Annotated in this window: 18 protein-coding genes; 7 read left to right on the top strand and 11 right to left on the bottom strand. The window is 66.8% G+C overall.

From position 1 onward, the window contains the following. Positions 1-53: 53 nt before the first annotated feature. Together U1H99_RS01830 and parC are read left to right on the top strand one after the other, a co-directional pair. A complete protein-coding gene (locus U1H99_RS01830; protein WP_323140073.1) occupies positions 54-2,051 on the top strand; it encodes a DNA topoisomerase IV subunit B in 1,998 nt (665 codons plus the stop codon). Positions 2,052-2,159: 108 nt separating this feature from the next. Then, positions 2,160-4,511, top strand: a complete 2,352-nt coding sequence (gene parC / locus U1H99_RS01825; RefSeq protein WP_323140072.1) for a DNA topoisomerase IV subunit A — start codon at positions 2,160-2,162, stop codon at positions 4,509-4,511. A 202-nt stretch (positions 4,512-4,713) separates the two neighbouring features. Here parC and U1H99_RS01820 read toward each other — a convergent pair whose 3' ends face one another. The 3 genes from U1H99_RS01820 to U1H99_RS01810 all read right to left on the bottom strand — a co-directional run bounded on the left by U1H99_RS01820 (position 4,714) and on the right by U1H99_RS01810 (position 7,554). Next, entirely contained in the window at positions 4,714-5,214 is a 501-nt protein-coding gene (locus tag U1H99_RS01820; RefSeq protein WP_323140071.1) for a hypothetical protein, read from the bottom strand. Between the two features lie 176 nt (positions 5,215-5,390). After that, positions 5,391-5,978 carry a hypothetical protein gene (locus U1H99_RS01815; RefSeq protein WP_323140070.1) on the bottom strand — a complete coding sequence of 196 codons (588 nt, stop codon included), beginning with the start codon at positions 5,976-5,978 and terminating at the stop codon, positions 5,391-5,393. Between the two features lie 151 nt (positions 5,979-6,129). Beyond that, on the bottom strand, positions 6,130-7,554 hold the full coding sequence (locus U1H99_RS01810) for an IgA Peptidase M64 (protein WP_323140069.1): 1,425 nt from the start codon (positions 7,552-7,554) through the stop codon (positions 6,130-6,132). 128 nt (positions 7,555-7,682) lie between these two features. Here U1H99_RS01810 and U1H99_RS01805 point away from each other — a divergent pair, with 128 nt between their 5' ends. Next, positions 7,683-8,771, top strand: coding sequence for an alpha/beta hydrolase (locus U1H99_RS01805; protein ID WP_323140068.1), 1,089 nt, complete (start codon positions 7,683-7,685; stop codon positions 8,769-8,771). An 8-nt stretch (positions 8,772-8,779) separates the two neighbouring features. Here U1H99_RS01805 and U1H99_RS01800 read toward each other — a convergent pair whose 3' ends face one another. From U1H99_RS01800 to U1H99_RS01790, 3 genes are all read right to left on the bottom strand, one after another. Beyond that, the gene (locus U1H99_RS01800; RefSeq protein WP_323140067.1) at positions 8,780-10,042 is read right to left on the bottom strand and encodes a cyanophycinase; all 1,263 of its coding nucleotides are present in this window, start codon (positions 10,040-10,042) and stop codon (positions 8,780-8,782) included. 175 nt (positions 10,043-10,217) lie between these two features. Then, the gene (locus U1H99_RS01795; protein ID WP_323140066.1) at positions 10,218-10,661 is read right to left on the bottom strand and encodes a GNAT family N-acetyltransferase; all 444 of its coding nucleotides are present in this window, start codon (positions 10,659-10,661) and stop codon (positions 10,218-10,220) included. A gap of 109 nt (positions 10,662-10,770) precedes the next feature. Beyond that, complete coding sequence (locus U1H99_RS01790; RefSeq protein ID WP_323140065.1) at positions 10,771-11,388, bottom strand: hypothetical protein; 618 nt, start codon at positions 11,386-11,388, stop codon at positions 10,771-10,773. A 215-nt stretch (positions 11,389-11,603) separates the two neighbouring features. Here U1H99_RS01790 and argH point away from each other — a divergent pair, with 215 nt between their 5' ends. Next, positions 11,604-13,001: an argininosuccinate lyase gene (gene argH, locus U1H99_RS01785; RefSeq protein WP_323140064.1), complete on the top strand. Its 1,398-nt coding sequence runs from the start codon at positions 11,604-11,606 to the stop codon at positions 12,999-13,001. A 99-nt stretch (positions 13,002-13,100) separates the two neighbouring features. Here argH and U1H99_RS01780 read toward each other — a convergent pair whose 3' ends face one another. Continuing rightward, positions 13,101-15,965: a TonB-dependent receptor plug domain-containing protein gene (locus U1H99_RS01780; protein WP_323140063.1), complete on the bottom strand. Its 2,865-nt coding sequence runs from the start codon at positions 15,963-15,965 to the stop codon at positions 13,101-13,103. Positions 15,966-16,182: 217 nt separating this feature from the next. Here U1H99_RS01780 and U1H99_RS01775 point away from each other — a divergent pair, with 217 nt between their 5' ends. From U1H99_RS01775 to U1H99_RS01765, 3 genes are all read left to right on the top strand, one after another. Continuing rightward, positions 16,183-18,837: a M1 family metallopeptidase gene (locus tag U1H99_RS01775; protein WP_323140062.1), complete on the top strand. Its 2,655-nt coding sequence runs from the start codon at positions 16,183-16,185 to the stop codon at positions 18,835-18,837. Positions 18,838-18,923: 86 nt separating this feature from the next. Then, positions 18,924-19,166: a hypothetical protein gene (locus tag U1H99_RS01770; RefSeq protein ID WP_323140061.1), complete on the top strand. Its 243-nt coding sequence runs from the start codon at positions 18,924-18,926 to the stop codon at positions 19,164-19,166. Positions 19,167-19,171: 5 nt separating this feature from the next. After that, positions 19,172-19,849: an HAD-IA family hydrolase gene (locus U1H99_RS01765; protein WP_323140060.1), complete on the top strand. Its 678-nt coding sequence runs from the start codon at positions 19,172-19,174 to the stop codon at positions 19,847-19,849. A gap of 102 nt (positions 19,850-19,951) precedes the next feature. On the opposite strand, the gene U1H99_RS01760 is transcribed toward U1H99_RS01765, so the two are convergent. The 4 genes from U1H99_RS01760 to paaK all read right to left on the bottom strand — a co-directional run bounded on the left by U1H99_RS01760 (position 19,952) and on the right by paaK (position 24,841). Then, positions 19,952-20,494, bottom strand: coding sequence for a cupin domain-containing protein (locus U1H99_RS01760; RefSeq protein WP_323140059.1), 543 nt, complete (start codon positions 20,492-20,494; stop codon positions 19,952-19,954). A gap of 177 nt (positions 20,495-20,671) precedes the next feature. Continuing rightward, on the bottom strand, positions 20,672-22,720 hold the full coding sequence (paaZ, locus tag U1H99_RS01755) for a phenylacetic acid degradation bifunctional protein PaaZ (RefSeq protein ID WP_323140058.1): 2,049 nt from the start codon (positions 22,718-22,720) through the stop codon (positions 20,672-20,674). Between the two features lie 199 nt (positions 22,721-22,919). Next, entirely contained in the window at positions 22,920-23,513 is a 594-nt protein-coding gene (gene paaY / locus U1H99_RS01750; protein ID WP_323140057.1) for a phenylacetic acid degradation protein PaaY, read from the bottom strand. 14 nt (positions 23,514-23,527) lie between these two features. Beyond that, positions 23,528-24,841, bottom strand: a complete 1,314-nt coding sequence (gene paaK, locus U1H99_RS01745) for a phenylacetate--CoA ligase PaaK (RefSeq protein WP_323140056.1) — start codon at positions 24,839-24,841, stop codon at positions 23,528-23,530. Between the last annotated feature and the right edge of the window lie 11 nt (positions 24,842-24,852).

Below are 24,852 nucleotides of genomic sequence, written 5' to 3'. Positions count from 1 at the left end.
TTTCCGCGCGACAAGATAGAATGCGCAAGCATTTGACTTAATCAAGATCCAGCATGGCCACCAAGAAAAACGCACCCGACTACAGCGAATCATCCATCCGCGTCCTGAAGGGACTCGAGCCCGTCAAGCAGCGCCCGGGCATGTACACCCGCACCGAGAATCCGCTGCACATCATCCAGGAAGTGATCGACAACGCCTCGGACGAAGCACTCGGCGGCCACTGCAAGAACATCGCCGTGACGATGAACGGCGACGGCTCGATCACGGTCGAGGACGACGGCCGCGGCATCCCGGTCGGCATCCACCCGGAAGAAGGCGTGTCCACGGTCGAGATCGTGTTCACGCGCCTACACGCGGGCGGCAAGTTCGACAAGGGCTCGGGCGGTGCCTACGCCTTCTCCGGCGGCCTGCACGGCGTCGGCGTGTCGGTCACCAATGCGCTGTCGAAGCGCCTGGAAATCACCGTCTGGCGCAAGGACGAGCAGGGTAACGGCATGCACCACCTGGCCTTCGAGGCCGGCGACGTGGTCGAGCCGCTCAGTTCCAGCCCTGCCGAGCGCGGCGGCAAGAAGAACGGTACCCGCGTCACCGCCTGGCCGGACGGCAAGTACTTCGATTCCCCGAACATCCCGATGGCCGAGCTGCAGCGCCTTCTGCGCTCGAAGGCCGTGCTGCTGCCGGGCGTCACCGTCACCCTCACCAACGGCAAGACCGGCGATGTCCAGACCTGGCGCTATGACGAAGGCCTGCGCGGCTATCTCACCGAAGCGCTGGCGCAGAATTCCGACGGCGAAACCCTGATCCCGCTGTTCGAAGGCGCGCAGTATGCGGCCGCCGGCGACGAAGGTTTTGCCGAAGGCGAAGGCGCGGCCTGGGTCGTGGCCTGGACCGAGGCCGGCGCCGTGGTGCGCGAATCCTACGTCAACCTGATCCCGACGGTCAGCGGCGGCACCCACGAGTCCGGCCTGCGCGACGGCTTGTTCGGCGCGGTAAAAAGCTTCGTCGAGATGCACTCGCTGCTGCCGAAAGGCGTCAAATTGCTGCCGGAAGACGTGTTCGCGCGGGTCTCGTTCGTGCTGTCGGCCAAGGTGCTGGACCCGCAGTTCCAGGGCCAGACCAAGGAGCGCCTCAACTCGCGCGACGCCGTGAAACTGGTCTCGACCTTCACCCGTCCGCCGCTCGAACTGTGGCTGAACCAGCACGTCGAATACGGCCGCAAGCTGGCGGAACTGGTCATCAAGCAGGCCCAGTCGCGCCTGCGTTCGCTGCAGAAGGTCGAAAAGAAAAAATCCTCGGGCGTGGCCGTCTTGCCGGGCAAGCTGACCGATTGCGAATCGAGCGACATCACCCGCAACGAACTGTTCCTGGTCGAGGGGGACTCGGCCGGCGGTTCCGCCAAGATGGGCCGCGACAAGGAATTCCAGGCCATCCTGCCGCTGCGCGGCAAGGTGCTGAACACCTGGGAAACCGACCGCGACCGCCTGTTCGCCAACAACGAGATCCACGACATCGCGGTGGCGATCGGCGTCGACCCGCACGGCCCGGACGACAATCCGGACATCTCGGGCCTGCGCTACGGCAAGATCTGCATCCTGTCCGATGCGGACGTCGACGGCTCGCACATCCAGGTCCTGTTGCTGACGCTGTTCTTCAAGCACTTCCCTGCCCTGTTCCGGAATGGCCACGTGTGCGTCGCCCGTCCGCCGCTGTACCGCGTCGACGTCCCGGCACGCGGCAAGAAGCCGATCCAGAAGCTGTACGCGCTGGACGACGGCGAACTGCTGGCGATCGAGGACAAGCTGAAAAAGGAAGGCCTGAAGGAAGGCGTGTGGAGCATCTCGCGCTTCAAGGGCCTGGGCGAGATGAACGCCGAACAGCTGTGGGAAACCACGATGAATCCGGACACCCGCCGTCTGCTGCCGGTGGCCTTCGGCGACTACGGCCTGGCCGAATCGTCGGCGCGCTTCAACATGCTGATGGGTAAAGGCGAGGCTGCCGCGCGCCGGGCCTGGCTGGAAGAGCACGGTAACGAGACGGAAGCGGATATCTGATGCGCAGGTAACGCGTGGGCTCGGGGAGCCCACCCTACCGCGTCACCGCGATCGTAGGGTGGGCACCCCGTGCCCACGCATGCCGCCCGAACGGAACGAACAAAGAACATGACCCAACAAGCAAACCTCTTCGAACAACAAAACCCACCCGCCGGCGGCGGTGACGGCAGTGACACCGAAACCCTGACCCTCTCCACCTTCGCCGAGCGCGCCTACCTGGACTACGCGGTCTCGGTCGTGAAAGGCCGCGCCCTGCCCGACGTGGCCGACGGCCAGAAGCCGGTGCAGCGCCGTATCCTGTACTCGATGAACGAACTGGGCCTGGGCCCGACCGCCAAGCCGCGCAAGTCCGCGACCGTGGTCGGCGACGTGCTCGGTAAACTCCACCCGCACGGCGACCAGTCGGTCTACGACGCGCTGGTGCGCATGGCCCAGGACTTTTCGCTGCGCTACCCGCTGATCGACGGCCAGGGCAACTTCGGCTCGCGCGACGGCGACGGCGCGGCGGCGATGCGTTATACCGAAGCGCGCCTCACCCCGGTATCGCGCCTGCTGCTCGACGAAATCGACATGGGCACTGTCGACTTCCAGCCGAACTACGACGGTTCGAGCGACGAGCCGCGCACCCTGCCCGCGCGCCTGCCGATGCTGCTGCTGAACGGCGCGTCCGGTATCGCGGTCGGCATGGCCACCGAGATCCCGTCGCACAACCTGCGCGAAGTGGCGCAGGCGGCGGTGGCGATGATCCGCAACCCGAAGATCACCCACGCCGAGCTGATGACCATCGTCACCGGTCCGGACTATCCGGGCGGCGCCCAGATCATCACCCCGGCCTCGAACATCGCCGACATGTACGCCTCCGGCCGCGGCTCGATGAAGGTGCGCGCGCGCTGGAAGATCGAAGAACTGGCGCGCGGCCAGTGGCAGGCGGTCGTCAACGAACTGCCGCCGGGCGTATCCAGCCAGCGCGTGCTGGAAGAGATCGAGGAACTGACCAACCCGAAGATCAAGGCCGGCAAGAAGACCCTGCTGCCCGAGCAGCTCGCGCTGAAGCAGACCATCCTCGGCGCGCTGGACACGGTGCGCGACGAATCCGGGCGCGAAGCGCCGGTGCGCCTGGTGTTCGAGCCGAAGTCGAAGAACCTTGACCAGGGCGAGTTCATGCTGATGCTGCTGGCGCACACCTCGCTGGAAAGCTCGGCACCGATCAACCTGGTGATGATCGGCGGCGACGGCCGCCCGCGCCAGAAGGGCCTGTCGGAGATCCTGCAGGAATGGATCGACTACCGCTTCGTGACGGTCCGCCGCCGTACCGAATTCAAGCTGGGCAAGGTCAACGACCGCATCCACATCCTGGAAGGCCGCGAGACCGTCCTGCTGAACATCGACGAGGTCATCGCCATCATCCGCAATGCGGACGATCCGAAGGCGGCGCTGATCGAACGCTTCCGCCTGTCCGAGCGCCAGGCCGAGGACATCCTCGAGATCCGCCTGCGCCAGCTGGCGCGCCTGGAAGCGATCAAGATCCAGCAGGAGCTGGCCGAGCTGCGCGGCGAAAAGGAAAAGCTCGAGGACATCCTGAACAACCCGTCCTCGATGAAGCGCCTGATCATCCGCGAGATCGAATCCGACGCCAAGCAGTACGGCGACGACCGGCGCACCCTGATCGAGGAAGCGCAGAAGGCCGTGCTCGAACAGAAGATCGTCGACGAGCCGGTGACCGTGATCGTTTCCGAAAAGGGCTGGGTGCGCGCGCGCACCGGCATCGGCCACGATCCGGCCCAGTTCACCTTCAAGGCCGGCGACTCGCTCGGCTACGCCTTCGAATGCCGCACCGTCGACACCCTGCTGTGCATCGGCGACAACGGCAAGGCGTATTCGGTGCCGGTGGTCGCGCTGCCGGGGGCGCGCGGCGACGGCGTGCCGATCACCACGCTGGTCGATTTGTCGGGCGGCGGGCGCATCCTGTACTACTTCGCGGGCAGCGCCGATACCCGCCTGCTGTTGGCCACCAGCGCCGGCTTCGGCTTCATCGCCAAGGCTGGCGACATGGTCACGCGCCTGAAGGGCGGTAAATCCTTCATCACGCTGGACGACGGCGCCGTGCCGCTGGCCCCGCGCGTGGTGCCGGACAATGCCGGCGCCATCGCCTGCCTGTCCGAAAAGGGCCGCGTGCTGGTGTTCGGCATCGACGAAATGAAGACGCTGACCAACGGCGGCCGCGGCGTCACGCTGATGGAGCTGGAACCGAAGGAAACCTTGACTGCGGCCCAGCCGATCAGCCAGCGCGGCGTGAACGTGGTCGGCACCTGGGCCGGCGACAAGCCGCGCACCGTGGAACTGTTCGGCGTCGGCCTGGAGCCGCACTTCGGCAAGCGCGCCAAGAAGGGCAAGCCTTTGAGCGCCAAGTTGAAGGCGAAGGACCTGGCGATGCGGCAGACCGACGGCGGCGGGCAGTAAGCGTGTATTTGTGTAGGGTGGACGGCTTCGCCGTCCACGCGTTCAACGATCGTATGCCCGCCGATCAAGTTTTCGACGGCGCGACCGCTACGTTTCACCGCGTGGACGGCAAAGCCGACTCGCCGTCCGCGTCCACCCTACGTAATTCAAAGCGCAAAAAAAAACGGACCCGAAGGTCCGTTTTTTATTTCTGCACGTCGAATTACTTGGCAGCGTCCTTGTGCGCCTCAGCCATCGCTTCCGAGCGCTTCTCGGTTGCCTTGGCTTGTGCCTTGGCCTTGTCGGCGTTGGCGTCCACGATCTTCTTCTGGGCCTTTTCGTCGGCCTTGATCATGGTCTTCTGGGCGTCGTACTGGGCGTCAGCGATCTTCTTCTCGGCCTTGGCCGATGCCTTGGCCTGGTCTTCCGGGTCGGCCTTCGCTACTTTTTCCTGAGCGTCAGCGATTTTCTTGTCGGCCTTTTGCTGGGCCTTGGCTTTCTTTTCGCTGGCCTTGGTGCTGGCCTTGTGGATCTTTTCGTCCTGCTTGGCGACTTCCTTGGCTTCCTTCTGGTCGGCCTTGGCGATGTCCTTGTCGGCGCCTGCATTGCCGGTCGCGGTGACGCCGGCGGTGCCGCTCATGCCCGACTGCACCGCAGGGGCGGTTTGTGCGTAGACCGAAGTGGCGAACAGGCCGGCGATCAGGGTGGCGAGCAGTTTGTTCATGGTGTTTCTCCTTGTCGTTGTCTATGTTGGGGCAGCTTGAGCGCCTTGTTGTTTTCGTCTTGCTGTGTATCCAGAATAGGCTGGCGGCGTCTCAGCTTCTGTTCGCCAGCGCACGCTGCACTTTGGAAAAATGTTAAAGTTGTGACAAAAGTTTTCAGCGTGCGACTGCGGCCGTCTTAGCGGTTTTCGCCAGTGCCGCCGGCAGCACGGTCGGCCGACTTACGGTCCGATTTTTCCTTGGCCTCGGCGCGCTTCTCGAGACCCGCTTTGGCCGACGTCTCGGTCTTCATGCGCGAACCGACCGGCTCCTTGACCTTGGTCGTGTTCGACTTGCGCACTTCCTTTTCGGCCTTGGTGCCAGCCTCGCCGCGGCCGCCGGTGGCCGGGGCGTCGGCTGCAGTGCTGTTCGGTGCGGTGGTGTTGGTGGCCTGGGCATTCACGTTGTCCGACTTGCCCGGGGCGACGCCGACCACCGACGTGCTCTTGCCGGTAACCTTGCCGGCAGCGTTGACGCCGGCCGCCTGCAAGCCGGTGGCGGCGTGCGCGGAACCGGTGTTGGCGGTGCCGTCGGTGCGCAGGCCGGTGCCCGACACGCCCGAGGCGGTCGAGTTGTTGCCGCTCACAGCCTGGCCGATCGGCGCCGTGTTGGCGCTGCTCTGGCGCTGCGATTCGTGCTGCGGCTTGGCCTGCGGCTGGGTTTGGGTCTGGGCTTGGGCGGAAGCGGCCAGCAGGCCGGCGATCAGGGTAGCGACGATTTTATGCATGATAAATCCCGTTTCATATGGAGGAGATGGCTGTATCCCGGCCGGTTTGTAGCCGGAATACTCTTGATCTGATTATGAAACTAGGATAGAAGGCGGCGCGCCACCTATCTGTTCGGCAGCGCACCCCTGCACTGTGTTGCCTGCAGGCCAGTTATTTTGCCGGGCGTGCGTACAGGTCGATGATCTCGCTGATGCCGTCGCGGCAGACCGGACAGAACTGCTCGCTGCGGTCGAACATGATGCATTGCATGGCTGGGCGGTAGAAGCCGCTGGCCTCGTAGTTGGCGCCTTCGAAGGCGCCGATTGCGGTGCGGTAGCGCGCCGGCGCAAACAGTGCGCGCGTGCGCGCCAGGTCTTCCCGGAACAGCGCGCTCATCTCGGACTCGGGGCGGTTGGCGGCGCGCAGCGCGGCGCGGCGTTTCTGGTAGGCGCGCGAGGCGCTCTCGTAGTCGGCCTTGGGCCAGGGCGTCGGCAGCGGCGTGCCGGCCTGGACGTGCTGCTTCCACTTCAGCCGGGCCGGATCGCGCAGCGCGGTCACGTTCGGCTCCCACGGCTCCATCCGCGCCCCGCTCGACTGGTAAGCCACCGGCGAGGTGTAGTACTCGTCGGCCAGGCCGGCGAAGTGATGGCCGAACTCGTGCACGAACAGGTACTCGGCCCACTCGTTGCTGGCCGCGGCCGTGCTGAACTGGCCGAAGATGCCGCCACCGCCATAGGTGTCGTTGTTGACCAGGATCTCGATGAATTCGTAGGGCGCGTATTGCGCGATGTCGCGCAGCGCCCGGTTATCCAGCGTCAGCACGTAGCGCTCGCTGCCGAAGATGTCGTAGCGCGTGCCGAGCGCGGACGCGTGGTGCACGCCGGTCGACGGCCGTGAGATCCCCGATTCGCCCGTCGGCACCGCCATCGCCCAGACGTTGAAATCGCGGGCGCGCTCCTTGAACGGCGACACCGCGAACAGATGGGCCGACAGGCGGCGCGCATCCGCTTCGAACTTCTTCATGTCGGCCTGCGTGTAGCCGTCGCCCAGGATCAGCAGATCGACCTTTTGCGGCGACGGGCCGTTGACCACGATCGGGATCGGCTGTGCCGGCGCGGGCGCCTGCTTGCGCACGACGTCCTGGCCATCGGTGTCGACCTCGACACTCCAGGCCACCGAGAACCCGTTGCGCTCGTCGCGCTTCAGGATGCGCACGCGCACCGGCTTGTCGAACTTGGGAAAGCGTACCGATTCGTGGAAGCCACGGCTGACCTTGTTCGCTTCCTCGGTGGTCTTCCACTCGCCGAAGACCGTCGAAAAGTCGCGCGAATACAGCAGGTCGCCGGTCTTCGCGTCCGCCACCTCGACCCGGTTGTTGCCGCGGTTGGTGTCGTCGAAACGCTGCGACAGGTCGCCCGGCCAGGACAGCGGCTCGATCAGCACGCGCTCGACGGCGTAGTGCTCGTCCAGCGCATTGCCGCTGTGGATGTAGTCGAGGCGGACGGTGGCGGGCTGCTGGGAGGCCTGGGCGGCTTGGGCGCCGGGGCTGACGCACAGCGCCAGGAGCGCGGCGGAGACGGTCGATCGGAGCGACATGGGCAGGGTCTTTCTGGCGGCTGAGGATGCCGGCATTGTAATCCCACCATCGCGTAGCGGCACCTGTCGACCTTACCCGGTTTGCATTGACCTAACTTTTGGGCAACCTTAGCATGGGGCAATCTTCCATGACGAAAGCCCGTATGCCGCGCATGTCCTTTCCTCTCGTTCTGGCTTCTTCTCTCGTGCTGGCCCGGGTCCCGGCTCTGGCCCAGGTGCCGGCTGCCGGCGCCGCCCGCCTGCCGGACACGGTCTGCCGCACGCCCGGCAAGGCGGTCGACGAGACCGGCTACGTCACCATCGGCGGCATCGAGCAATGGGTCAGAATCAAGGGCAGCAGCTGCAGCAACCCGATCGTCTTGATGGTCCATGGCGGGCCGGGCAATCCAACCACGCCGTGGGCCGATGCCGTCTATCAGGCCTGGGAAAAGGATTTCACCCTCGTCCAGTGGGACCAGCGCGGCGCCGGCATGACCTGGCGCCGCAATCCGCTGGGGGACGACGTGCCGCTGCGAGTCGAGCAGTTGCGCGACGACGGCCTCGAGGTGGCGCGTTATGCGGCGCGGCGCTTCGGCAAGCGCCAGCTGATCCTGATGGGCGGCTCATGGAGTTCGGTGCTCGGCGTGCACATGGCCAAGGCCGGACCCGGGCTGTTCTGCGGCTTCCTCACCAGTTCGCAGGTGGTCGGCCCGCTGCCGGCGCAGGACAGCCTGGACGCCACCCTGGCGCTGGCGCGCGCCGCCGGCGACCAGGACTCGATCGCCAAAATCACGGCCCTCGGCCCCCTGCCCTGGACCGACCCGCGCGCGCCCGGCATCTTCCGCCGCGTGATCCGCAAGTACGAACGGCTGCGCACCGAACCCGTGCCCAAAGCCTGGACCGTCAATGCGCCTGCTTACGCGACGCCCGAGTACGACGCCGACTACACGGCCGGCGAGGATTACTCCTGGCTGCAGTTCGTCGGTCTGAAGGGCGACGGTATTGCCTCGAAGATCGACCTTTATCAACTGGGTCCGGCCTTCGCGATGCCGATCTACATGGTGCAGGGCCAGGAAGACCTGTTGACCATGCCCGCGCCGAGCAAGCGCTACTTCGATTTCATCCGGGCGCCGCGCAAGGACTACGTGCTGGTGCCGCGCGCCGGGCACGATCCCAATCCGCCGATGGTCGACGTCCAGTACCGGCTGCTCACACAGCACTTCAGCGGCTGCCGCTGACAGCCTGACTACTTATATTGATACAGCGGGCGCCGGATCAGGATCGGTCGGATGTCCAGGCGCAGGTTGTAGATCGAATAGGCCTCGGTCGAAGCCGACTGGTAGCCGACGCTATCGCCGGCGCGCGTGAAGCGGAATTCGAAGCCGAGGTCGGGCTGCACGCCGCTCGGGCTGCCGAGGGTGATGCCGATGGCTTCCGGCTGGTCGCTGTCGATCAGCTTGCTCATCAGGTCGACCACCGTGCTGTTGCCGAGGATGTCGGCGCTGAACAGCGGCTCGCGGTAGTAGGGGCGCGACGCATCGAGCTTGCCGTCGGCCTTGTCTTCGGACGGCGTGAAGGCGTGGGTGTCGATGTTGAAGCGGTCGCCGTTGTCGAGGTAGCTGACGCGCACGTTGCTGACGTTGAAGGCGCCCTCGTGCACGGTGGCGTCGGCCAGGTCGAGCACCAGCGCGCCCTTGTAGCCGATCACTTCGACGTCGCGGTTGGGCAGCACCACCATGGCGCTGTCCTCGTCGATGCCGAGGCCGAGTTTGTAGCCCTTGGCCAGCATGGCTGGCAGCATGCGCGCGAAGCGGCCGCGCACCAGCAGGTGCTGGTCGACGAATACGTCCTTGCCGATGAAGCCGAGCCCGTCGGCGAGCTCCTGCCCTTCCGCCACGCCCAGCTTGAGCGTGGCCAGCACTGCGCGCGGGCGGCCGAACATGGTACTGCTCATGATGGCGGCGCCGGCGCTGGACCCGGCGACCACGCCGCCGTTGCGGTAAAGGTCCCACACGGCATCGAGCACGCGGGTGCGGCTGCCGTCCGCATGCAACAGCGCGCGCGTGATGCGGCTCTGGTCGCCGCCGGCGAAGAACACGCCGTTGGCGTTGCGCACCGCCTGCGCCAGTTCGGGATCGTCGGCCGCGGCCTGGTAATCGCTGCCGGCCAGCTTGACCGCCACCGGCACGAAGAAGGCGCGCGCGCCGTAGCGGTTGAAGACCTCGACCAGGCTGCGGCCCGAACGCTCGGGATAGCCGGATGCGGAGGCGAACACGGCAATGCGTGCCCCCTTGCCGCCGGCCTGCTGGACGATGCGCTCCCACACCGCGCCGTTGGTCGGCCGCAGGTTGCCGCCGATGATGACGAGGGACCCCTTGGGCGGTGGCGCCTCGGCTGCCCGGACGGGTGCGGCGCCGGCCGGCTGGGCGGCGGCGCACAGGGGAACGGCGAGGACGACGGAAAGGACGGACAACACACGGACGACATGGCGAACGGCAGAGCGGAACATGAGATTCCTTCCCAACAAAGAGCGCAGACCGATGGATCGGGGCGGCGATCCCGGCCGGGAGTGGTCCGGACCAGGATCAGCGCTTAGCGTAATTGTAGGGCAATGCAGCCGTGTTGACCGACATTCGACAAATATGTCTTGCGTTGCGGTAGCGGGACAAAAGTCGGAGCAACAGTCAGGACAAATACAGCTTGGGCAGGAAGCGCTCCATGATGGTGTCGGGGCGTTTGGGGAGGGAGAAGCCGAAGCGCTCGAACAGGCTGTGCGCATCGGTGGTATTGACCGTGAAGCGGCGCAAGCCCTGCAGGCTCGGGTGCTCGATAACCATACGGATCAATTGCTTGGCATAACCTTGGCCACGGAATTCCGGGATGACGAATACGTCTTCCAGATGGGCGATGGTGGCGTAGTCGGTCACGACGCGCGCGAACGCGATCTGGCGGCCATCGATGTAGCCGCCGAAGCACAGCGAATTCTCGATCGAGCTCTCGACCACGCTGAGCGAAATGCCGATGGCCCAGGTCGAATGCTCGCTCAGGAAGCGATAGATCATCGGCACGTCGAGCCGCGTGCGGTCGGTGCTGACCTGGAAACTGGAGTCGTTAGTCGTTGAAATCATGGAACGCCACGTACCAACTCTGGTAAAAAAGCCAATTCTAGCGCCGATCCCCGAAAGGCCGGACGAAACGCCCAATCGTGCGCGCCTGCCGGCCCCTGCCGGTGTTCCGTCACGGTTTCGGCAGGTAGCGCTCCGGCAGCGGCAGCTCCTTGTCCTCGGCCCGCCAGACCAGGTTCACGATCCACCAGCGCTTGCCGTCGTACGCCATCTGGATGCTGTTGATGCCGCGCTGGAAAGGCTTGGCATCGCCGGCCGCGTGACGCGATTCGTAGGTGCTGAACACGTGCGCGATCTGGCCGAAGGTCTCGGTGGTGCGTGCCGCCTCGCGCTCGAAGAAGCCCATCGTCGCAAAGGCCTTCGCGTTACGTCCGATATAGTCTTCGACCGTCATCGTGCGCATCACCACCTCGCCGTCGGGCCGGCGCGCGACCGCCATCAGCCGCCCTTCCGGCGCGAACAGCGAGCGCATGCGGTTCCAGTCGCGCGGCTTGCCGGCCTCGCCCGAGATCACGTCGTACAGGGCCGCGACGATGGCGTCGATGCTGGCGACGTCGGCGGCGCGGGCCTGGACCGCTGCCTGCGTCTGCGGCTGAGTCTGCGCTGCACCGGCCGGCTGCGCCACTGCTGCCGGGGTTGCCGGCGTGGCCGTCGCCTGTGCCTGCGCGCCCGTCACCGCGCCCATCGTCCCCATCGCCACCATGGCTGCCGCCGCAATCGTCCCCTTCATTCGCGTCTCCAAGTTATCAATCAGATTAGGAGACCACATCATCCGGCATTTTGGTGCCGAAGTCATTGGGCAATATGCGCGTGCAATATGTGCGGCAATGCGGCGGCTAGCGCGGTGGCCATTGGCCGCCGTCCGGCGTGCACAGTTTATAATCAGGAAATCCAATCCGAGCAATCCAGTCAACACCCTTCATTGCCTCACTCATCGCCTCCATCATGACTTCACAATTCGACAAAAAAGCGGAAGCCTGGTCGGCCCGCTTCTCCGAACCGGTCTCGGACCTGGTCAAGCGCTACACCGCCTCGGTCTTCTTCGACAAGCGCCTGGCCCTGTTCGACATCCAGGGCTCGCTCGCCCACGCCGAGATGCTGGCGACGCAAGGCATCATCAGCGCCGAGGACCGGGCCGAGATCGAGCGCGGCATGGCCCAGATCAAGGGCGAGATCGAAGCCGGCCAGTTCGAATGGCTGCTCGACCTCGAGGACGTGCACCTGAACATCGAAAAACGCCTGACCGAATTGGTCGGCGATGCCGGCAAGCGTTTGCATACCGGACGCTCGCGCAACGACCAGGTGGCCACCGACATCCGCCTGTACATGCGCGCCGCGATCGACGACATCCTCGCCCTGCTGAAAGGCCTGCGCGGCGCCCTCACCGACCTGGCCGAGCAGCACGCCGGCACCATCATGCCGGGCTTTACGCACCTGCAGGTGGCACAGCCGGTGACCTTCGGCCACCACCTGCTGGCCTATGTCGAGATGTTCGGCCGTGACGCCGAGCGCATGGCCGACACGCGCCGCCGCGTGAACCGCCTGCCGCTGGGTGCCGCCGCCCTGGCGGGCACCACCTTCCCGATCGACCGCCTGCGCGTGGCCAAGACGCTCGGCTTCGAAGACGTCAGCCACAACTCGCTCGATGCCGTGTCTGATCGCGATTTCGCGATCGAGTTCACGGCAGCGGCATCGATCTTGATGATGCACATCTCGCGTATGTCGGAAGAGCTGGTAACGTGGATGAGCCCGCGTGTCGGCTTCATCGACATCGCCGACCGCTTCTGCACCGGCTCGTCGATCATGCCGCAAAAGAAGAACCCGGACGTGCCGGAATTGGCGCGCGGCAAGACCGGCCGCGTCTACGGCCACCTGATGGGCCTGCTGACCCTGATGAAGGGCCAGCCGCTGGCCTACAACAAGGACAACCAGGAAGACAAGGAACCGCTGTTCGACACCGTCGATACCGTGCTGGATACGCTGCGCATCTTCACCGACATGGCAGCCGGCATCACCGTGAAAGCGGACAACATGCGTGCCGCCGCCCTGCAGGGCTACGCCACCGCGACCGACCTGGCCGACTACCTGGTCAAGAAGGGCCTGCCCTTCCGCGACGCCCACGAAGCCGTGGCGCATGCGGTGCGTGCCTGCGACGACGCCGGCTGCGACCTGTCCGAGATGGCGCTGGAGCGCCTGCGCGAATTTTCGCCGCTGATCGAGCAGGACGTATTCGCGGTGCTGACGCTGGAAGGGTCGGTGGCGGCGCGCGACCACGTCGGCGGCACCGCGCCGAACCAGGTAAGACTGGCGATCGCACGCGTGCGAAGCCAGCTCGGCGACTAAACGACGCCGCACAAACAGCGCCTGATAATAAAAGGCTCAGCCGCCGCCGCACAGTGCAGCCCTGGGCTGTAATGTGCGGGGGCGGCTTTTTTTACACTGTCAGAAGCGGTACACCGCGCCGACGTTGACGAAACGGCCAACCGCGCCCGCCGAGTGCAGCGACAGGTTGTACGGATAGCCGCTGCCGTAGGTGCTGACGTCGGCCGGCGGCTGGCGGTTGAACATGTTGCGCACCGAGGCGTGCAGCGTCCACTGGCCGGTCATCTTGTAATTCACCGTCAGGTCGGTCTGCATGAAGGAACCGACCCGGCAGAAGTTCTGCGGCACGTTCCCGCTCGGGAACACACCGTTCATCGCCGCGCCTTCCTCGCAGGTGGCCTGGCCCTGGGTCGGGTCGGTCAGGTCGTAGCCTTTCACCCAGTGCAGCGTGGTGGTCGCTTCCCACGGGCCGCGCTCCAGGCCGAGCTCGAACTGCGCACGGTCCTTCGGGTTGGCGGTGTCGGCGCCGATGCCGGCCGGGCCGTGGCCACCGGCCAGTTCGTATTCCTGGCCGGCGATCGTCATCGTGTAGCTGAAGGCGTGCGTGTACTGGAAGTCGGCGCGCAGGCGGCCGTAGCTGCCCAGGTTCCAGCGGTAGCGGGTATCGAATTCGACGCCGCGGGTGCGCGTGCTGTTGGCGTTGATCGGCGTCGCCGGGTAGTAGGCGATGCGGCCGATGCTCGGGGTGCAGGTCACGGTGCCGCCATTGCCGTCGGCGCAGTCGCTCGGCACCGGCGCGATGCGCACCGGCGTGCCGGCCAGCGGGCCGCCGACGATCTGGTCGCTGACGCGGATCTGGTACAGGTCGACCGTCGTGCTCCAGCCGCGTACCGGTTCCAGGATCAGGCCGAGCGTGGCCGATACCGAGTGCTCGGGCTTGAGGTCGGGGTTGGTGGTGGTCAGGCCGATCAGCGACTCGTTGCAGGATGCGATCACGGTGCCGGCCGGATAGCGGCCGTCCGGCCGGTAGCCGCCCGCGCACAGCACCGGGTCGGCATTGCTGCCGACGCCGCCGGCGCTGGCCGAATTGCCGTTTTCCGCCGGCCCCGGCGCGCGGAAGCCCTTGGCCAGCGTGCCGCGCAGCGCGAACACCTCGTTCGGCGTGAACTTGAAGGCCAGCTTGGGCGTGGTCGAGCTGCCGGCCAGGCTGTAGCGGTCGTAGCGCACCGCGCCGTCGATTTCCAGGTTCTTGAGCACCGGCGCGGTGAATTCCGCATAGGCCGAGTTGACCGTCTCCGAGCCGAAGGCATAGGCGCCGTTGACGATGCCGTCCGCGTTCGGCGCGGCCGGCGCCGACAGCTTGGTGTGGAAGGCACTCAGGCCGGCGCTGACCTGCAGGTCGCCGCCGGCCAGCTTCATCAGCGAACGGCCGGCGCGGGCCTCGGCGAAGTCGAGTTCCGAGGTGTCGAACGAACGCGGGGTGCGGAAGATCGTTTCCAGGTCGGCGGCGCTGTTGGCGCCATAGATCAGGTAGGGATTGGCCGCGCGGTTCAGGGCCGCGTTCAGCGCCGGCGTGTTCAGGGCGCCGTGGTTCTTGCGTTCCAGGTTGTTGCGGGTGTAGCCGAGCGAGAAGGCCAGGTCCCAGTCGTGCCAGCTGCCGGTGAAATCGGCCGCCAGGCGGTAGGCGCGCGAATCGGTGGTGATGTAGTGCTCGGGCGCGTCCGGGATCGGTCCGCGCACGATGGCCGGCACGCCGAACGGATTGCCCGGGTAGCCGGCCGGGATGCGGATCGCCGGGATCGCCGAATTCGGGATGTAGTGCGGCGCCACGCCCGACATCAGTTCGAGCTGGCTGCCGTACGAGGACGGGAAATTCGTGATGCCCTGGTTGAGCCTGACGCGGCTCTCGAACATCGACGCCTTGAGATCGGCGCGCCAGTCGCCGCCCAGCTTCTGGGTGTAGCTGGCGAGGATGTTGACGTTCTCGGTCATGGGCTGGATCTGCTTGGTCGGATCGTCGTAGGCGCAACCGCCCGATGCCACCTGGGCATAGCTGGCGCAGGCGGTCCCCGGGAAGAACGAGAAGGCGGCGCTGTTGTCGGCGCCGGCCACGCGCGGCACGTTCGGGTTCAGCAGGTAGGGCGACAGGGTCAGCGGCGCCGTGTTCTGCGGCGTGAACACGCCGAGCGCCTTGTTGGCGCCGCCGAAGCGGCTCATGTCCAGCTCCTGCCAGATGCCCTTGCCCTTGCGCTGGGTGTAGTAGATCGGGTCCTGGTGCCGGTATTCGACGCTGATGTAGGCGTTGTGGCCATCGGCGTCGAGGTCGCCGCGGCCGAAGGTCGCCGTGAAGTGCTCGGTCTTGCCGCCGCCCTCGGTGGCGATGCCCTTCTCGGCCGACAGCGTGGTGCCGTTGAAATTCTTCCGCAGGATCACGTTGACCACGCCGGCCATTGCATCCGAACCGTACACGGCCGAGGCACCGTCCTTCAGGATCTCGATGCGCTCGACCGCTTCGAACGGAATGTTGGAGATGTCGACGAACGAGCGCGAGCCGTCGTCGGCCAGCGGATACGAGGCCATGCGGTGGCCGTCGATCAGCACCAGGGTCGCGTTGTTGTTCAGGCCGCGCAAGGAGATGCCGCTGCCGCCCGCCGCGAAGCCGCCCGTGAAGTTCTGGCTCAGCGTGCCGGCGCCGTTCGCGGTCAGGTTCTGCAGCACTTCGCCGACCGAGGTGTAGCCGGAATTGCGCAGGTCCTTGGCATTCAGCACCTGGACCGGGCTCGGCGTTTCGCCGTCGGCGCGGCGGATGTAGGAACCGGTGACCTCGACGCGCTGGACGCCACCCGCCGGCAGGCCGTCGGCTTGCGGCGCGGTCGGCCCCGGCTGCTGCTGGGCCATCGCGCCCGACACGAAGGCGGCGGAAAACGCGCCGGCCGCCACCAGGTGGCGGATTGCGCGCGGCAAGACTTTCATGTTGCTGGACATGTTCTCTCCTTGGGTGCCTGCTGTTGTGGTTGTGGTTGTGGTTGTGTTTGCAGCGGTCTTTTTTAATGTAGTAACGCGGAAAATCTTGTGTCAAACGAAATCTGGAAATTCGCTTCTGTTCACTTTGACGTAACGAAACAGTGTTATTTGGCAAAAAATGAATTGACACGTCCTCATGCGGGCGCCTAAGTTGGGATGAGTCCAAGGAGATCCGTCCATGTCCCGCATTCCATTCGCCCGCGCCGCGCTGTGGGCGTCGCTCGTCCTCGCGTTCGATGCCGCTGCCGCGCCCGCTGCCGTTCCAGCCGCCCCGCAAGCGCCGTTTTCCTTCACCGCCGCGCCCGGCCACCTGCCCAAGAACGTGGTCCCGCTGGACTACCGGATCGCGATCGTGCCGGACGTGGCCAAGCGCACCCTGCGCGGCACCGGATCGATCGACCTGCGCTTCGACGAAGCCACCGACACCATCCAGTTCAATGCCATCGGCATGCAGTTCGCCAACGTGCGCCTGGACGGCAAGCCGGTGAAGGCGGTCAGCATCGACGCCAAGCGCGAGATCGTCACCGTGACGCTGGCGACCAAGGCCAGGCCCGGGCGCCACGTGCTGAACCTGGCCTACGATGCCAAGATCGAGAGCGGCCCGCGCGGCCTGTTCGCGCAGCCCTTCCAGAAACCGGACGGCAGCCGCGACATCCTGCTGTCGACCCAGTTCGAAGCCACCGATGCGCGCCGCATGTTCCCCTGCTGGGACGAGCCGGCCTTCCGCGCCCGTTTCGAGCTGACCGCGACCGTCCCGGCCGCATGGGCCGCGATCTCGAACATGCCGGTCAAGCGCCGCGTGGTGCACGGCGACCTGGCCACCACCACCTTCGAACGCTCGCCGTCGATGTCGTCCTACCTGGTCGAATTCACCGGCGGCGACATGGCCAGCATCGGCACCCGCGCCGGCGCCACCGCGATCAACGTCTGGGCCGTGCGCGGCCAGGAACAGAACGGCAAGCAGGCACTGGAAGACGCGCGCACCATCCTGCTCGACTACAACGATTATTTCGGCGTGTCCTTCCCGCTGCCCAAGCTCGATGCGATCGCCGTGCCGGGCGGCTTCCAGGGGGCGATGGAAAACTGGGGCGCGATCACCTATAACGACCAGACCCTGCTGCTCACGCCCGCCTCGACCCTCGACAACCGCCAGCTGGTCTTCAGCATCTCGGCGCACGAGATGGCGCACCAGTGGTTCGGCGACCTGGTGACGATGGGCTGGTGGGACGACATCTGGCTCAACGAAAGCTTCGCCTCCTGGGCCGCCGCCAAGGAAACCGACAAGCGCAACCCGGCGTGGCGCGTGCGCGAAGCGGAAGACGCCGGCAAGGAAGCGGCGATGCGGGTCGATGCGCGCCTGGCTTCGCGCGCCGTGCACTACCCGGTCGAGAACGAGCTCGAGCCGCAGAACAATGCCGATCCGCTGATCATCTACAACAAGGGCCAGGCCGTGCTGCGCATGCTCGAAGCCTACCTCGGCCCGGACCGCTTCCGCGATGGTATCCGCGCCTACATGAAGGCGCGCCAGTACGGGAATGCGACCAGCACCGACCTGTGGAATGCGCTGGGCGCGGCCAGCGGCCGCGACGTCGCCGGCCTGGCGCGCGACTGGATCGAACAACCCGGCTTCCCGCTGGTCGCCGCCCGCGCCGAATGCGACGCCGCCGGCGCGCGCACGCTGACGCTGACGCAGTCGCGCTTCCTGCTGCAGGGGGAGGCCCCGGCACAGCCGCGCTGGGCCGTGCCGCTGCGCATGCGCGTCGGCGGCGCGGCGCCGCAATCGGTGCTGCTGGAAAAGGATGGCCAGCGCGTCGCCGCCGGCCGCTGCGACCAGCCGCTGTCGCTGAACGCGGACGCCGACGGTTTCTTCCGCATCGCCTACGACGATGCCCTGCTGGCCCTGAACACGCGCCAGTTCGCCGCCCTGCCGGACGGCGACCGCATCGCCCTGCTGGACGACCAGTGGGCGCTGGTGGAAAGCGGCCGCCGGCCGCTGGACAGCTACCTGGCGCTGGCGCAGGCGATGGGCGACCGTCCCAACGAACGGGCCTGGAACCAGATCCTGGGCGCCCTCGACACCATCGAACGCGCCGAACGCGGCACGCCCGGCCACGCCGGCTTCGTCGCCTGGGCGCGCGGGCTGGTCAAGCCGGTCGCGGCGGGCATGGGCGCGGCCGGGGGAGCCCAGACCGCCGGTTTGCAGCGCCTGCAGCGCAACCTGGTGGCCCACCTGGGCGCCTGGGACGACCCGGACACGCTGGCCGACGCGCGCCGCCGCTTCGACGCCTTCGTGCGCGACCGCGCCAGCCTGGCCCCGGACGAGCAGGCGGCGGTGCTGACCGTCGTCGCCCAGCACGCCGACGCCGCCACCTTCGACCAGCTGCATGCGATCGCGCGCGCGGCCAAGAACGAGACCGAGGTGCGCCGCTTCTACCCGATCCTGATGCGCGTGCGCGACCCGCAGCTGGCAGCCCGGGCGGCCGCGATCGCGCTCTCGCCCGAGATTCCGCCGCAAGCCGACGTGCTGCGCCTTAACCTGGTGCTGACGCTGGCCGGCGAGCATCCGCAGCTGGCCTGGACCACCTTCACCGGCCAGCTCGACCGGCTGACCGCGGCCAACCCGGGCAACCGCCCGAACGTGCTGGCCAAGACCGTGCCCGAGGTGTTCTGGGCCGGCATCCCGGCGGCCACGCTGCAGGGCTGGGTCAAGGACCAGATCGACGCCGGCATGGCCGACACCCTGGGCGACAGCATGCAAACCGTGCGCTTCCGCCAGGACGAAAAAGCCCGCCTGGTCGAGGCGGCGGACCGGATCGCCGCGCGCCGCTCCTGATCCGCCCCCGGGCGCCATCCGCTACCGTCCGCCGCCGTCCGCGGCGAGCCGTTACAATCGGCGCGCCAGGACGCAAAGGACACTCCATGCAGCGCTACAAGAACACCGGCGGCGACTCCGGCGTCGTCGCCTACGACATCGACGCCGGCCAGATCATCGTCCAGTTCAGGAACGGCGAGCGCTACCTGTATACCGAGGACAGCGCCGGCGCCGCCAACATCGCCAGAATGCAGGCGCTGGCCCAGGCCGGCCATGGCCTCGGCAGCTTCATCAGCCAGCACGTGTACGACCGCTACGTCCGCAAGATCAATTCCAGGAAACTCGACTGACCAGCATGCCCCACACCACCCACACGCAACTCCCCGACCGCCATTTCTCCGCCTTCCTGTTCGACATGGACGGCACCATCCTCACCTCGATCAAGGCCGCCGAGCGCGTCTGGGGCGACTGGGCCGCCAGCCACGGCCTCGACGTCGCCGCCTTCCTGCCGACCATCCACGGCAAGCGCACCGAGGAAACCGTGCGCGCGCTGGCGCTGCCCGGCGTCGACGCGGTGGCGGAAGCGGCGCGCATCACCCTGGCCGAGATCGAGGACGTGGCCGGCATCGAAGCGATCCGCGGCGCCACCGACTTCCTCGCCAGCCTGCCACCGCAGCGCTGGGCGATCGTCACCTCGGCCCCGCGCAAGCTGGCCGAGGCGCGCATCGCCGCCGCCGGCCTGCCGACGCCGGACGTGCTGGTGGCCGCCGAAGACGTCGAACGCGGCAAACCGGCGCCCGATCCCTTCCTGCTCGGCGCGCGCAAGCTCGGCGTGGCAGCGGGCGATTGCCTGGTGTTCGAAGATACCCTGGCCGGACTGCAATCGGCAGCGGCGGCCGGGATGGCGAGCGTGGTGGTCACCACGACGCACGCGCACCCGCTGGAGACGGACGTGGTGGCGGTGCTCGACTACGCGCAGCTGCGCGCCGTCACGCTGCCGGAAGGCGGCTTGCGCCTGCAAGTCGCGGGCTGACGCGGCCTGCGCCGCCGTCCCGCAGCCGTGGGAAGGCTCCGGGCCGCTGCGGCAGGGCGGCGCCTCGCCGCAGCGGGACCGAAGGCGGATACGGAAGCGTGATCAGTCGTGGCGGTACACGCGCGGCTTCAGGATCTCGGGATCGATGGCCAGCGGCTGCGCCGGGGCGCCCGACGCGGCTGCTGCCGCCTTTGGATACGGCGAGCCGTCGCGGTGCGTATATTGGTCGGCGCCGTTGTCCCAGATGAGGTCGATGTCTGTATAGGTGACGCGGTCCTGGGGAATGCGCGATCCCACCACCAGGAACAGCGCCGTGCCCCAGCCCTTGTTGATCAGGTGATGGCCGTTCGGCCTCCCGGCCGGAAAGGCCGCGCAATCGCCGGCGCGCATCAGGGTCTCGCCCTCGTCCGTCACCAGGGTCAGTTCGCCCGACACCACCGTGACGAATTCATCTTCGTGGGAATGCCAGTGGCGCTGCGACGACGCGGCGCCCGGCTGCAGTTCGACCAGGTTGACGCCGAACTGGCTCAGGCCGCCGGCCTCGCCCAGCGCCTGGCGGCTGCGTCCGTTGACGGCCTCGGCGAAGGGTTCGGGGTAATCGGTGCCGGTCAGCACGGGAATACTGCTCAAGTCTAGCCTGGACATGGGACGCTGCTCCTTGTTGATTGGACACGTGTTTCGACCCGACTAGGATAGCGCAACTGGCGGCCAGGTCGCTGTTCCGGTGAGCATGTGCGCACCTGATCGGGCGCCGAAGCTGCGCTTCCGGTGCCGGCGTTGCGCGCGCTCATCCTTTGTGGATAGCGCGCGCAACGATTTTGCTCAGGCGCGCTTCTGCACCAGGGTCAGGATGTCGTAGCTGGCCACCAGTTCCTCGTTCTGGTTGGTCACCTGCACATCCCACGCCACCACGCCCTGGCCGCGCCCCTGCTCGTCCGTGCGGTTGCGGTCTACCTTGCGCTTGCAGGTGAGGCGGGCGCGGATGGTGTCGCCGATCGCCACCGGGGCCACGAAGCGCAGGTTGTCCAGGCCGTAATTGGCCAGTACCGGTCCCGGCGCCGGCGACACGAACAGCCCGGCCGCCGCCGACAGCACGAAGTAGCCATGGGCGATGCGCTTGCCGAACTGCGTGTCCTTGGCTGCGATCTCGTCGAAATGCATATAGAAATAGTCGCCCGAGACGCCGCCGAAATTCACGATGTCGGCCTCGCTCACGGTGCGCCGGTGGGTCAGCAGCGAGTGGCCGATCTCGAGGTCCTCGAAATGGCGGCGGAACGGATGCACTTCGGTTTCCTTGACCGCGCCGCCGCGCACATATTCTCCGGTCACCGCGGTGAGCATGGTCGGCGAGCCCTGCACCGCCGCCCGCTGCAGGAAATGCTTGACGGCACGGATACCGCCCAGCTCTTCGCCGCCGCCGGCGCGGCCCGGACCGCCGTGCTTCAGCTGCGGCAGTGGCGAGCCGTGGCCGGTGGAATCGACCGCCGCCTCGCGCTCCAGGATGTGCACGCGGCCGTGCGTGCTTGCTGCGATCGGTACCGCATGCGCCGCCAGTACCGGGTCGCGCGTGACCAGCGTGGTCACCAGGCTGCCGCGGCCGCGCGCCGCGAGGTCGAGGGCTTCGTCGATGTCGCGGTAGGTCATCATGGTGCTGACCGGGCCGAAGGCTTCGATGTCGTGCACGGCATCGTTGCCCATGGCGTTGCGGCACAGGATCAGGGTCGGCGCGAAGAAGGCGCCGTCGGCAGCGCCCTCGCCCACCGGCTTGGCACCATCGCGGCCGCTGAACAGGACCTCGTTGCCATGCGCCAGCATCTCGACGCGCTCGCTGACGTCGCGGTGCTGGTCTTTCGACGCCAGCGCGCCCATGCGCACGCCCTCGACCTTCGGATTGCCGACCACGATATTGGCCAGGCGCGCGCGCAGGCGTTCGCCGACGGCGTCGACGTGCTGCTCGGGCACGATCACGCGCCGGATCGCCGTGCACTTCTGGCCAGCCTTGCCGGTCATCTCGCGCGCGACTTCCTTCACGAACAAATCGAATTCCGGATCGTCGGGCGTGATGTCCGGCGCCAGGATGGCGGCGTTCAGCGAATCCGCCTCGGCCGTGAACGGCACGCCCTGGCGCAGCAGGTTGGCGTTGCTGCGCAATTTGACGGCGGTGTCGGCCGAGCCGGTGAAGGTGACGGCATCGAAGCCGGTGAGGCGGTCGAGCAGGTCGCCGGTGCCGCCAATGACCAGCTGCAGCGCGCCTTCCGGCACCAGGCCGGATTCCATCATCATCTTGACGACGGCGTGCGTCAGGTAGCTGGTGGCGGTGGCCGGCTTGGCGATGCAGGGCATGGCCGCGAGAAAAGTGGGCGCGAATTTTTCGAGCAGGCCCCAGATCGGAAAATTGAAGGCGTTGATGTGCACCGCGACGCCGCCGCGCGGCACCAGGATGTGGGTGCCGGCAAAACCGCCGCGCTTGCCGAGCGCCATGGCCGGGCCTTCGTGCAGCACGTTCGACGAAGGTAGCTCGCGCGAACCCATGCTGGCGTAGGCGAACAGGGTGCCGATGCCGCCTTCGACGTCGACCCAGCTGTCGGGACGGGTGGCGCCGGTCAGGTGCGAGATTTCGTACAGTTCTTCCTTGCGCTCCATCAGGTACAGGGCCAGGGCTTTCAGGCGTTGGGCGCGCTTCTGGAAGTCCAGCTGCATCAGGCTGCGGATACCGGTCCGGCGGGCGTAGTGCAGGGCTTCGTCGAAATCGATCTTTTCCGCGTGGGTGTGGAAGATCAGCTTGTCGTCGAGGGCGCTGTGCAGTGGGGTGTGGGCCTCGACACCGTGCCAGCGGCCGGCGATGTGGCTCTGCAGGGTTGGAGCGTTCATTTTTGTCTCCTCCGGATGAGGTGTATATATCAGTTGTTATTCGATTTCTGATGCTTCAACTTGGGTCCCCGCCTTCGCGGGGACGACGGCTCTACCGTGCGTAGCCACAAATACTGTTGTGGCCTTCACCCCTAGCACGTCATTCCCGCGCAGGCGGGATAGCTACGCTATCCCTCCAAGTTGCACATATGATCGACAGCTATTTTTTAGGCCGATGGGGTTCGTCGAACACCAGGCGCCGCCGGCCTTCTTCCACCTCGGTAAACGCCTCCACCTCGCGCATCGTCTGCATCGAGCGCAGGTTCAGGTCGTGGTATTGCCGCGTGCCGTAACTCTTCCACGCCAGCTCCTCGTCCGTCACCGCGCGTATTACCCGTGCCGGCGCGCCCAGCACCAGGCTGCGCGGCGGGATCAGCATGCCGGCCTTGACGAAGGCCGCCGCGCCGACGATGGATTCGGCCCCGACCACGGCCTTGTCCATCACCACCGCATTCATGCCGACCATCGCATTGCGCCCGACACGGCAGCCGTGCAGCACGGCGCCATGGCCGATGTGGCCATCCACCTCGACCACGGTGTCGTCTTCGGGGAAGCCGTGCATCACGCAGGTGTCCTGCACGTTGGCGCCCTCTTCCAGGATCAGGCGGCCGAAGTCGCCGCGCAGCGATGCCAGCGGGCCGACGTAGCAGCGCGGCCCGACGATCACGTCGCCGATCAGCACCGCGCTCGGATGCACGTAGGCGCTCGGGTGGATCACCGGACGCAGGCCGTCGATTTCGTACACTTTCACCATCGTCTCTCGGTCCTTCATTGTTTCGGGCGCTTGTCGAGCACGCGCCGGGCCTTGCCGGTCAGCGAACGTTCGATGCCCTGCGCCGGCAGCAGTTTGACGTTCGTGGTCACGCCGATATAGGTCTTGATGCGGTGCTGCAGGTCGCGTCCGACGGCGTCGGCCAGGTCCGCCGGCACCTCGCCGTCGCGCAGTTCGCAGTGGACCTCGAGCGCGTCGAGATGGCCGTCGCGCGTGACCACCAGCTGGTAATGCGGCGCCAGCGCCGGCATGCCGAGGATCAGTTCCTCGACCTGGCTCGGGAACACGTTGACGCCGCGGATGATCAGCATGTCGTCCGAGCGGCCGTTGATGCGGCCCATGCGCCGCATCGCACGCGCCGTCGGCGGCAGCAGGCGGGTCAGGTCGCGCGTACGGTAGCGGATGATCGGCAGCGCTTCCTTGGTCAGCGAGGTGAACACCAGCTCGCCCTCGGCGCCGTCCGGCAGCACTTCGCCGGTGTCGGGGTCGATGATCTCCGGATAAAAATGGTCTTCCCAGACCACCGGGCCATCCTTGCTCTCGATGCACTCGCTCGCCACGCCCGGCCCCATCACTTCGGACAGGCCGTAGATGTCGACCGCATCGATGCCGGCACGCGCTTCGATCTCCCTGCGCAGCGCATCGGTCCAGGGTTCGGCGCCGAAGATGCCGACCTGCAGCGATGAGCTGGCCGGATCGATCCCCTGGCGCTGGAATTCCTCGACGATGTTCAGCATGTAGGAGGGCGTGACCATGATGATCGAGGGCTTGAAATCCTGGATCAGCTGCACCTGCTTCTCGGTCTGGCCGCCCGACATCGGGATCACGGTACAGCCCAGGCGCTCGGCGCCGTAGTGGGCGCCGAGGCCGCCGGTGAACAGGCCGTAGCCGTAGGCGACGTGGACCATGTCGCCGCGGCGCCCGCCGGCGGCGCGGATCGAGCGCGCCACCACGTTCGCCCAGGTGTCGATGTCGTTGCGGGTATAGCCGACCACGGTCGGCTTGCCGGTGGTGCCACTCGACGCATGGACGCGCACTACCTGTTCACGCGGCACCGCGAACAGGCCAAACGGATAGTTGTCGCGCAGCGTCTTCTTGTCGGTGAACGGGAACTTCGCCAGGTCGCCCAGCGACCGCAAGTCGTCGGGATGCACGCCGGCCTCGTCGAAGGCGCGGCGATAGTGCGGCACGTTATCGTAGGCGTGCTGCAGGCTCCACTTCAGGCGTTCCAGTTGCAGGGCCTGCAGTTCGTCGCGGCTGGCGCGCTCGATCGGTTCCAGTTCGCCGGTGTGCGCTGTACGTTCCACCATCTTTCAGTCTC

This window comes from Massilia phyllosphaerae (genome assembly GCF_034659755.1).
Lineage (GTDB): Bacteria > Pseudomonadota > Gammaproteobacteria > Burkholderiales > Burkholderiaceae_D > Telluria > Telluria phyllosphaerae.
This window is presented reverse-complemented; position numbering and strand designations above follow the sequence as displayed.

What these genes read in the sequence shown, in the direction of transcription:
- U1H99_RS01830 (WP_323140073.1), top strand. Translation starts at nt 54, where the DNA reads ATGGCCACCAAGAAAAACGCACCCGACTACAGCGAATCATCCATCCGC.
- parC (WP_323140072.1), top strand. Translation starts at nt 2,160, where the DNA reads ATGACCCAACAAGCAAACCTCTTCGAACAACAAAACCCACCCGCCGGC.
- U1H99_RS01820 (WP_323140071.1), bottom strand. Translation starts at nt 5,214, where the DNA reads ATGAACAAACTGCTCGCCACCCTGATCGCCGGCCTGTTCGCCACTTCG.
- U1H99_RS01815 (WP_323140070.1), bottom strand. Translation starts at nt 5,978, where the DNA reads ATGCATAAAATCGTCGCTACCCTGATCGCCGGCCTGCTGGCCGCTTCC.
- U1H99_RS01810 (WP_323140069.1), bottom strand. Translation starts at nt 7,554, where the DNA reads ATGTCGCTCCGATCGACCGTCTCCGCCGCGCTCCTGGCGCTGTGCGTC.
- U1H99_RS01805 (WP_323140068.1), top strand. Translation starts at nt 7,683, where the DNA reads ATGACGAAAGCCCGTATGCCGCGCATGTCCTTTCCTCTCGTTCTGGCT.
- U1H99_RS01800 (WP_323140067.1), bottom strand. Translation starts at nt 10,042, where the DNA reads ATGTTCCGCTCTGCCGTTCGCCATGTCGTCCGTGTGTTGTCCGTCCTT.
- U1H99_RS01795 (WP_323140066.1), bottom strand. Translation starts at nt 10,661, where the DNA reads ATGATTTCAACGACTAACGACTCCAGTTTCCAGGTCAGCACCGACCGC.
- U1H99_RS01790 (WP_323140065.1), bottom strand. Translation starts at nt 11,388, where the DNA reads ATGAAGGGGACGATTGCGGCGGCAGCCATGGTGGCGATGGGGACGATG.
- argH (WP_323140064.1), top strand. Translation starts at nt 11,604, where the DNA reads ATGACTTCACAATTCGACAAAAAAGCGGAAGCCTGGTCGGCCCGCTTC.
- U1H99_RS01780 (WP_323140063.1), bottom strand. Translation starts at nt 15,965, where the DNA reads ATGTCCAGCAACATGAAAGTCTTGCCGCGCGCAATCCGCCACCTGGTG.
- U1H99_RS01775 (WP_323140062.1), top strand. Translation starts at nt 16,183, where the DNA reads ATGTCCCGCATTCCATTCGCCCGCGCCGCGCTGTGGGCGTCGCTCGTC.
- U1H99_RS01770 (WP_323140061.1), top strand. Translation starts at nt 18,924, where the DNA reads ATGCAGCGCTACAAGAACACCGGCGGCGACTCCGGCGTCGTCGCCTAC.
- U1H99_RS01765 (WP_323140060.1), top strand. Translation starts at nt 19,172, where the DNA reads ATGCCCCACACCACCCACACGCAACTCCCCGACCGCCATTTCTCCGCC.
- U1H99_RS01760 (WP_323140059.1), bottom strand. Translation starts at nt 20,494, where the DNA reads ATGTCCAGGCTAGACTTGAGCAGTATTCCCGTGCTGACCGGCACCGAT.
- paaZ (WP_323140058.1), bottom strand. Translation starts at nt 22,720, where the DNA reads ATGAACGCTCCAACCCTGCAGAGCCACATCGCCGGCCGCTGGCACGGT.
- paaY (WP_323140057.1), bottom strand. Translation starts at nt 23,513, where the DNA reads ATGGTGAAAGTGTACGAAATCGACGGCCTGCGTCCGGTGATCCACCCG.
- paaK (WP_323140056.1), bottom strand. Translation starts at nt 24,841, where the DNA reads ATGGTGGAACGTACAGCGCACACCGGCGAACTGGAACCGATCGAGCGC.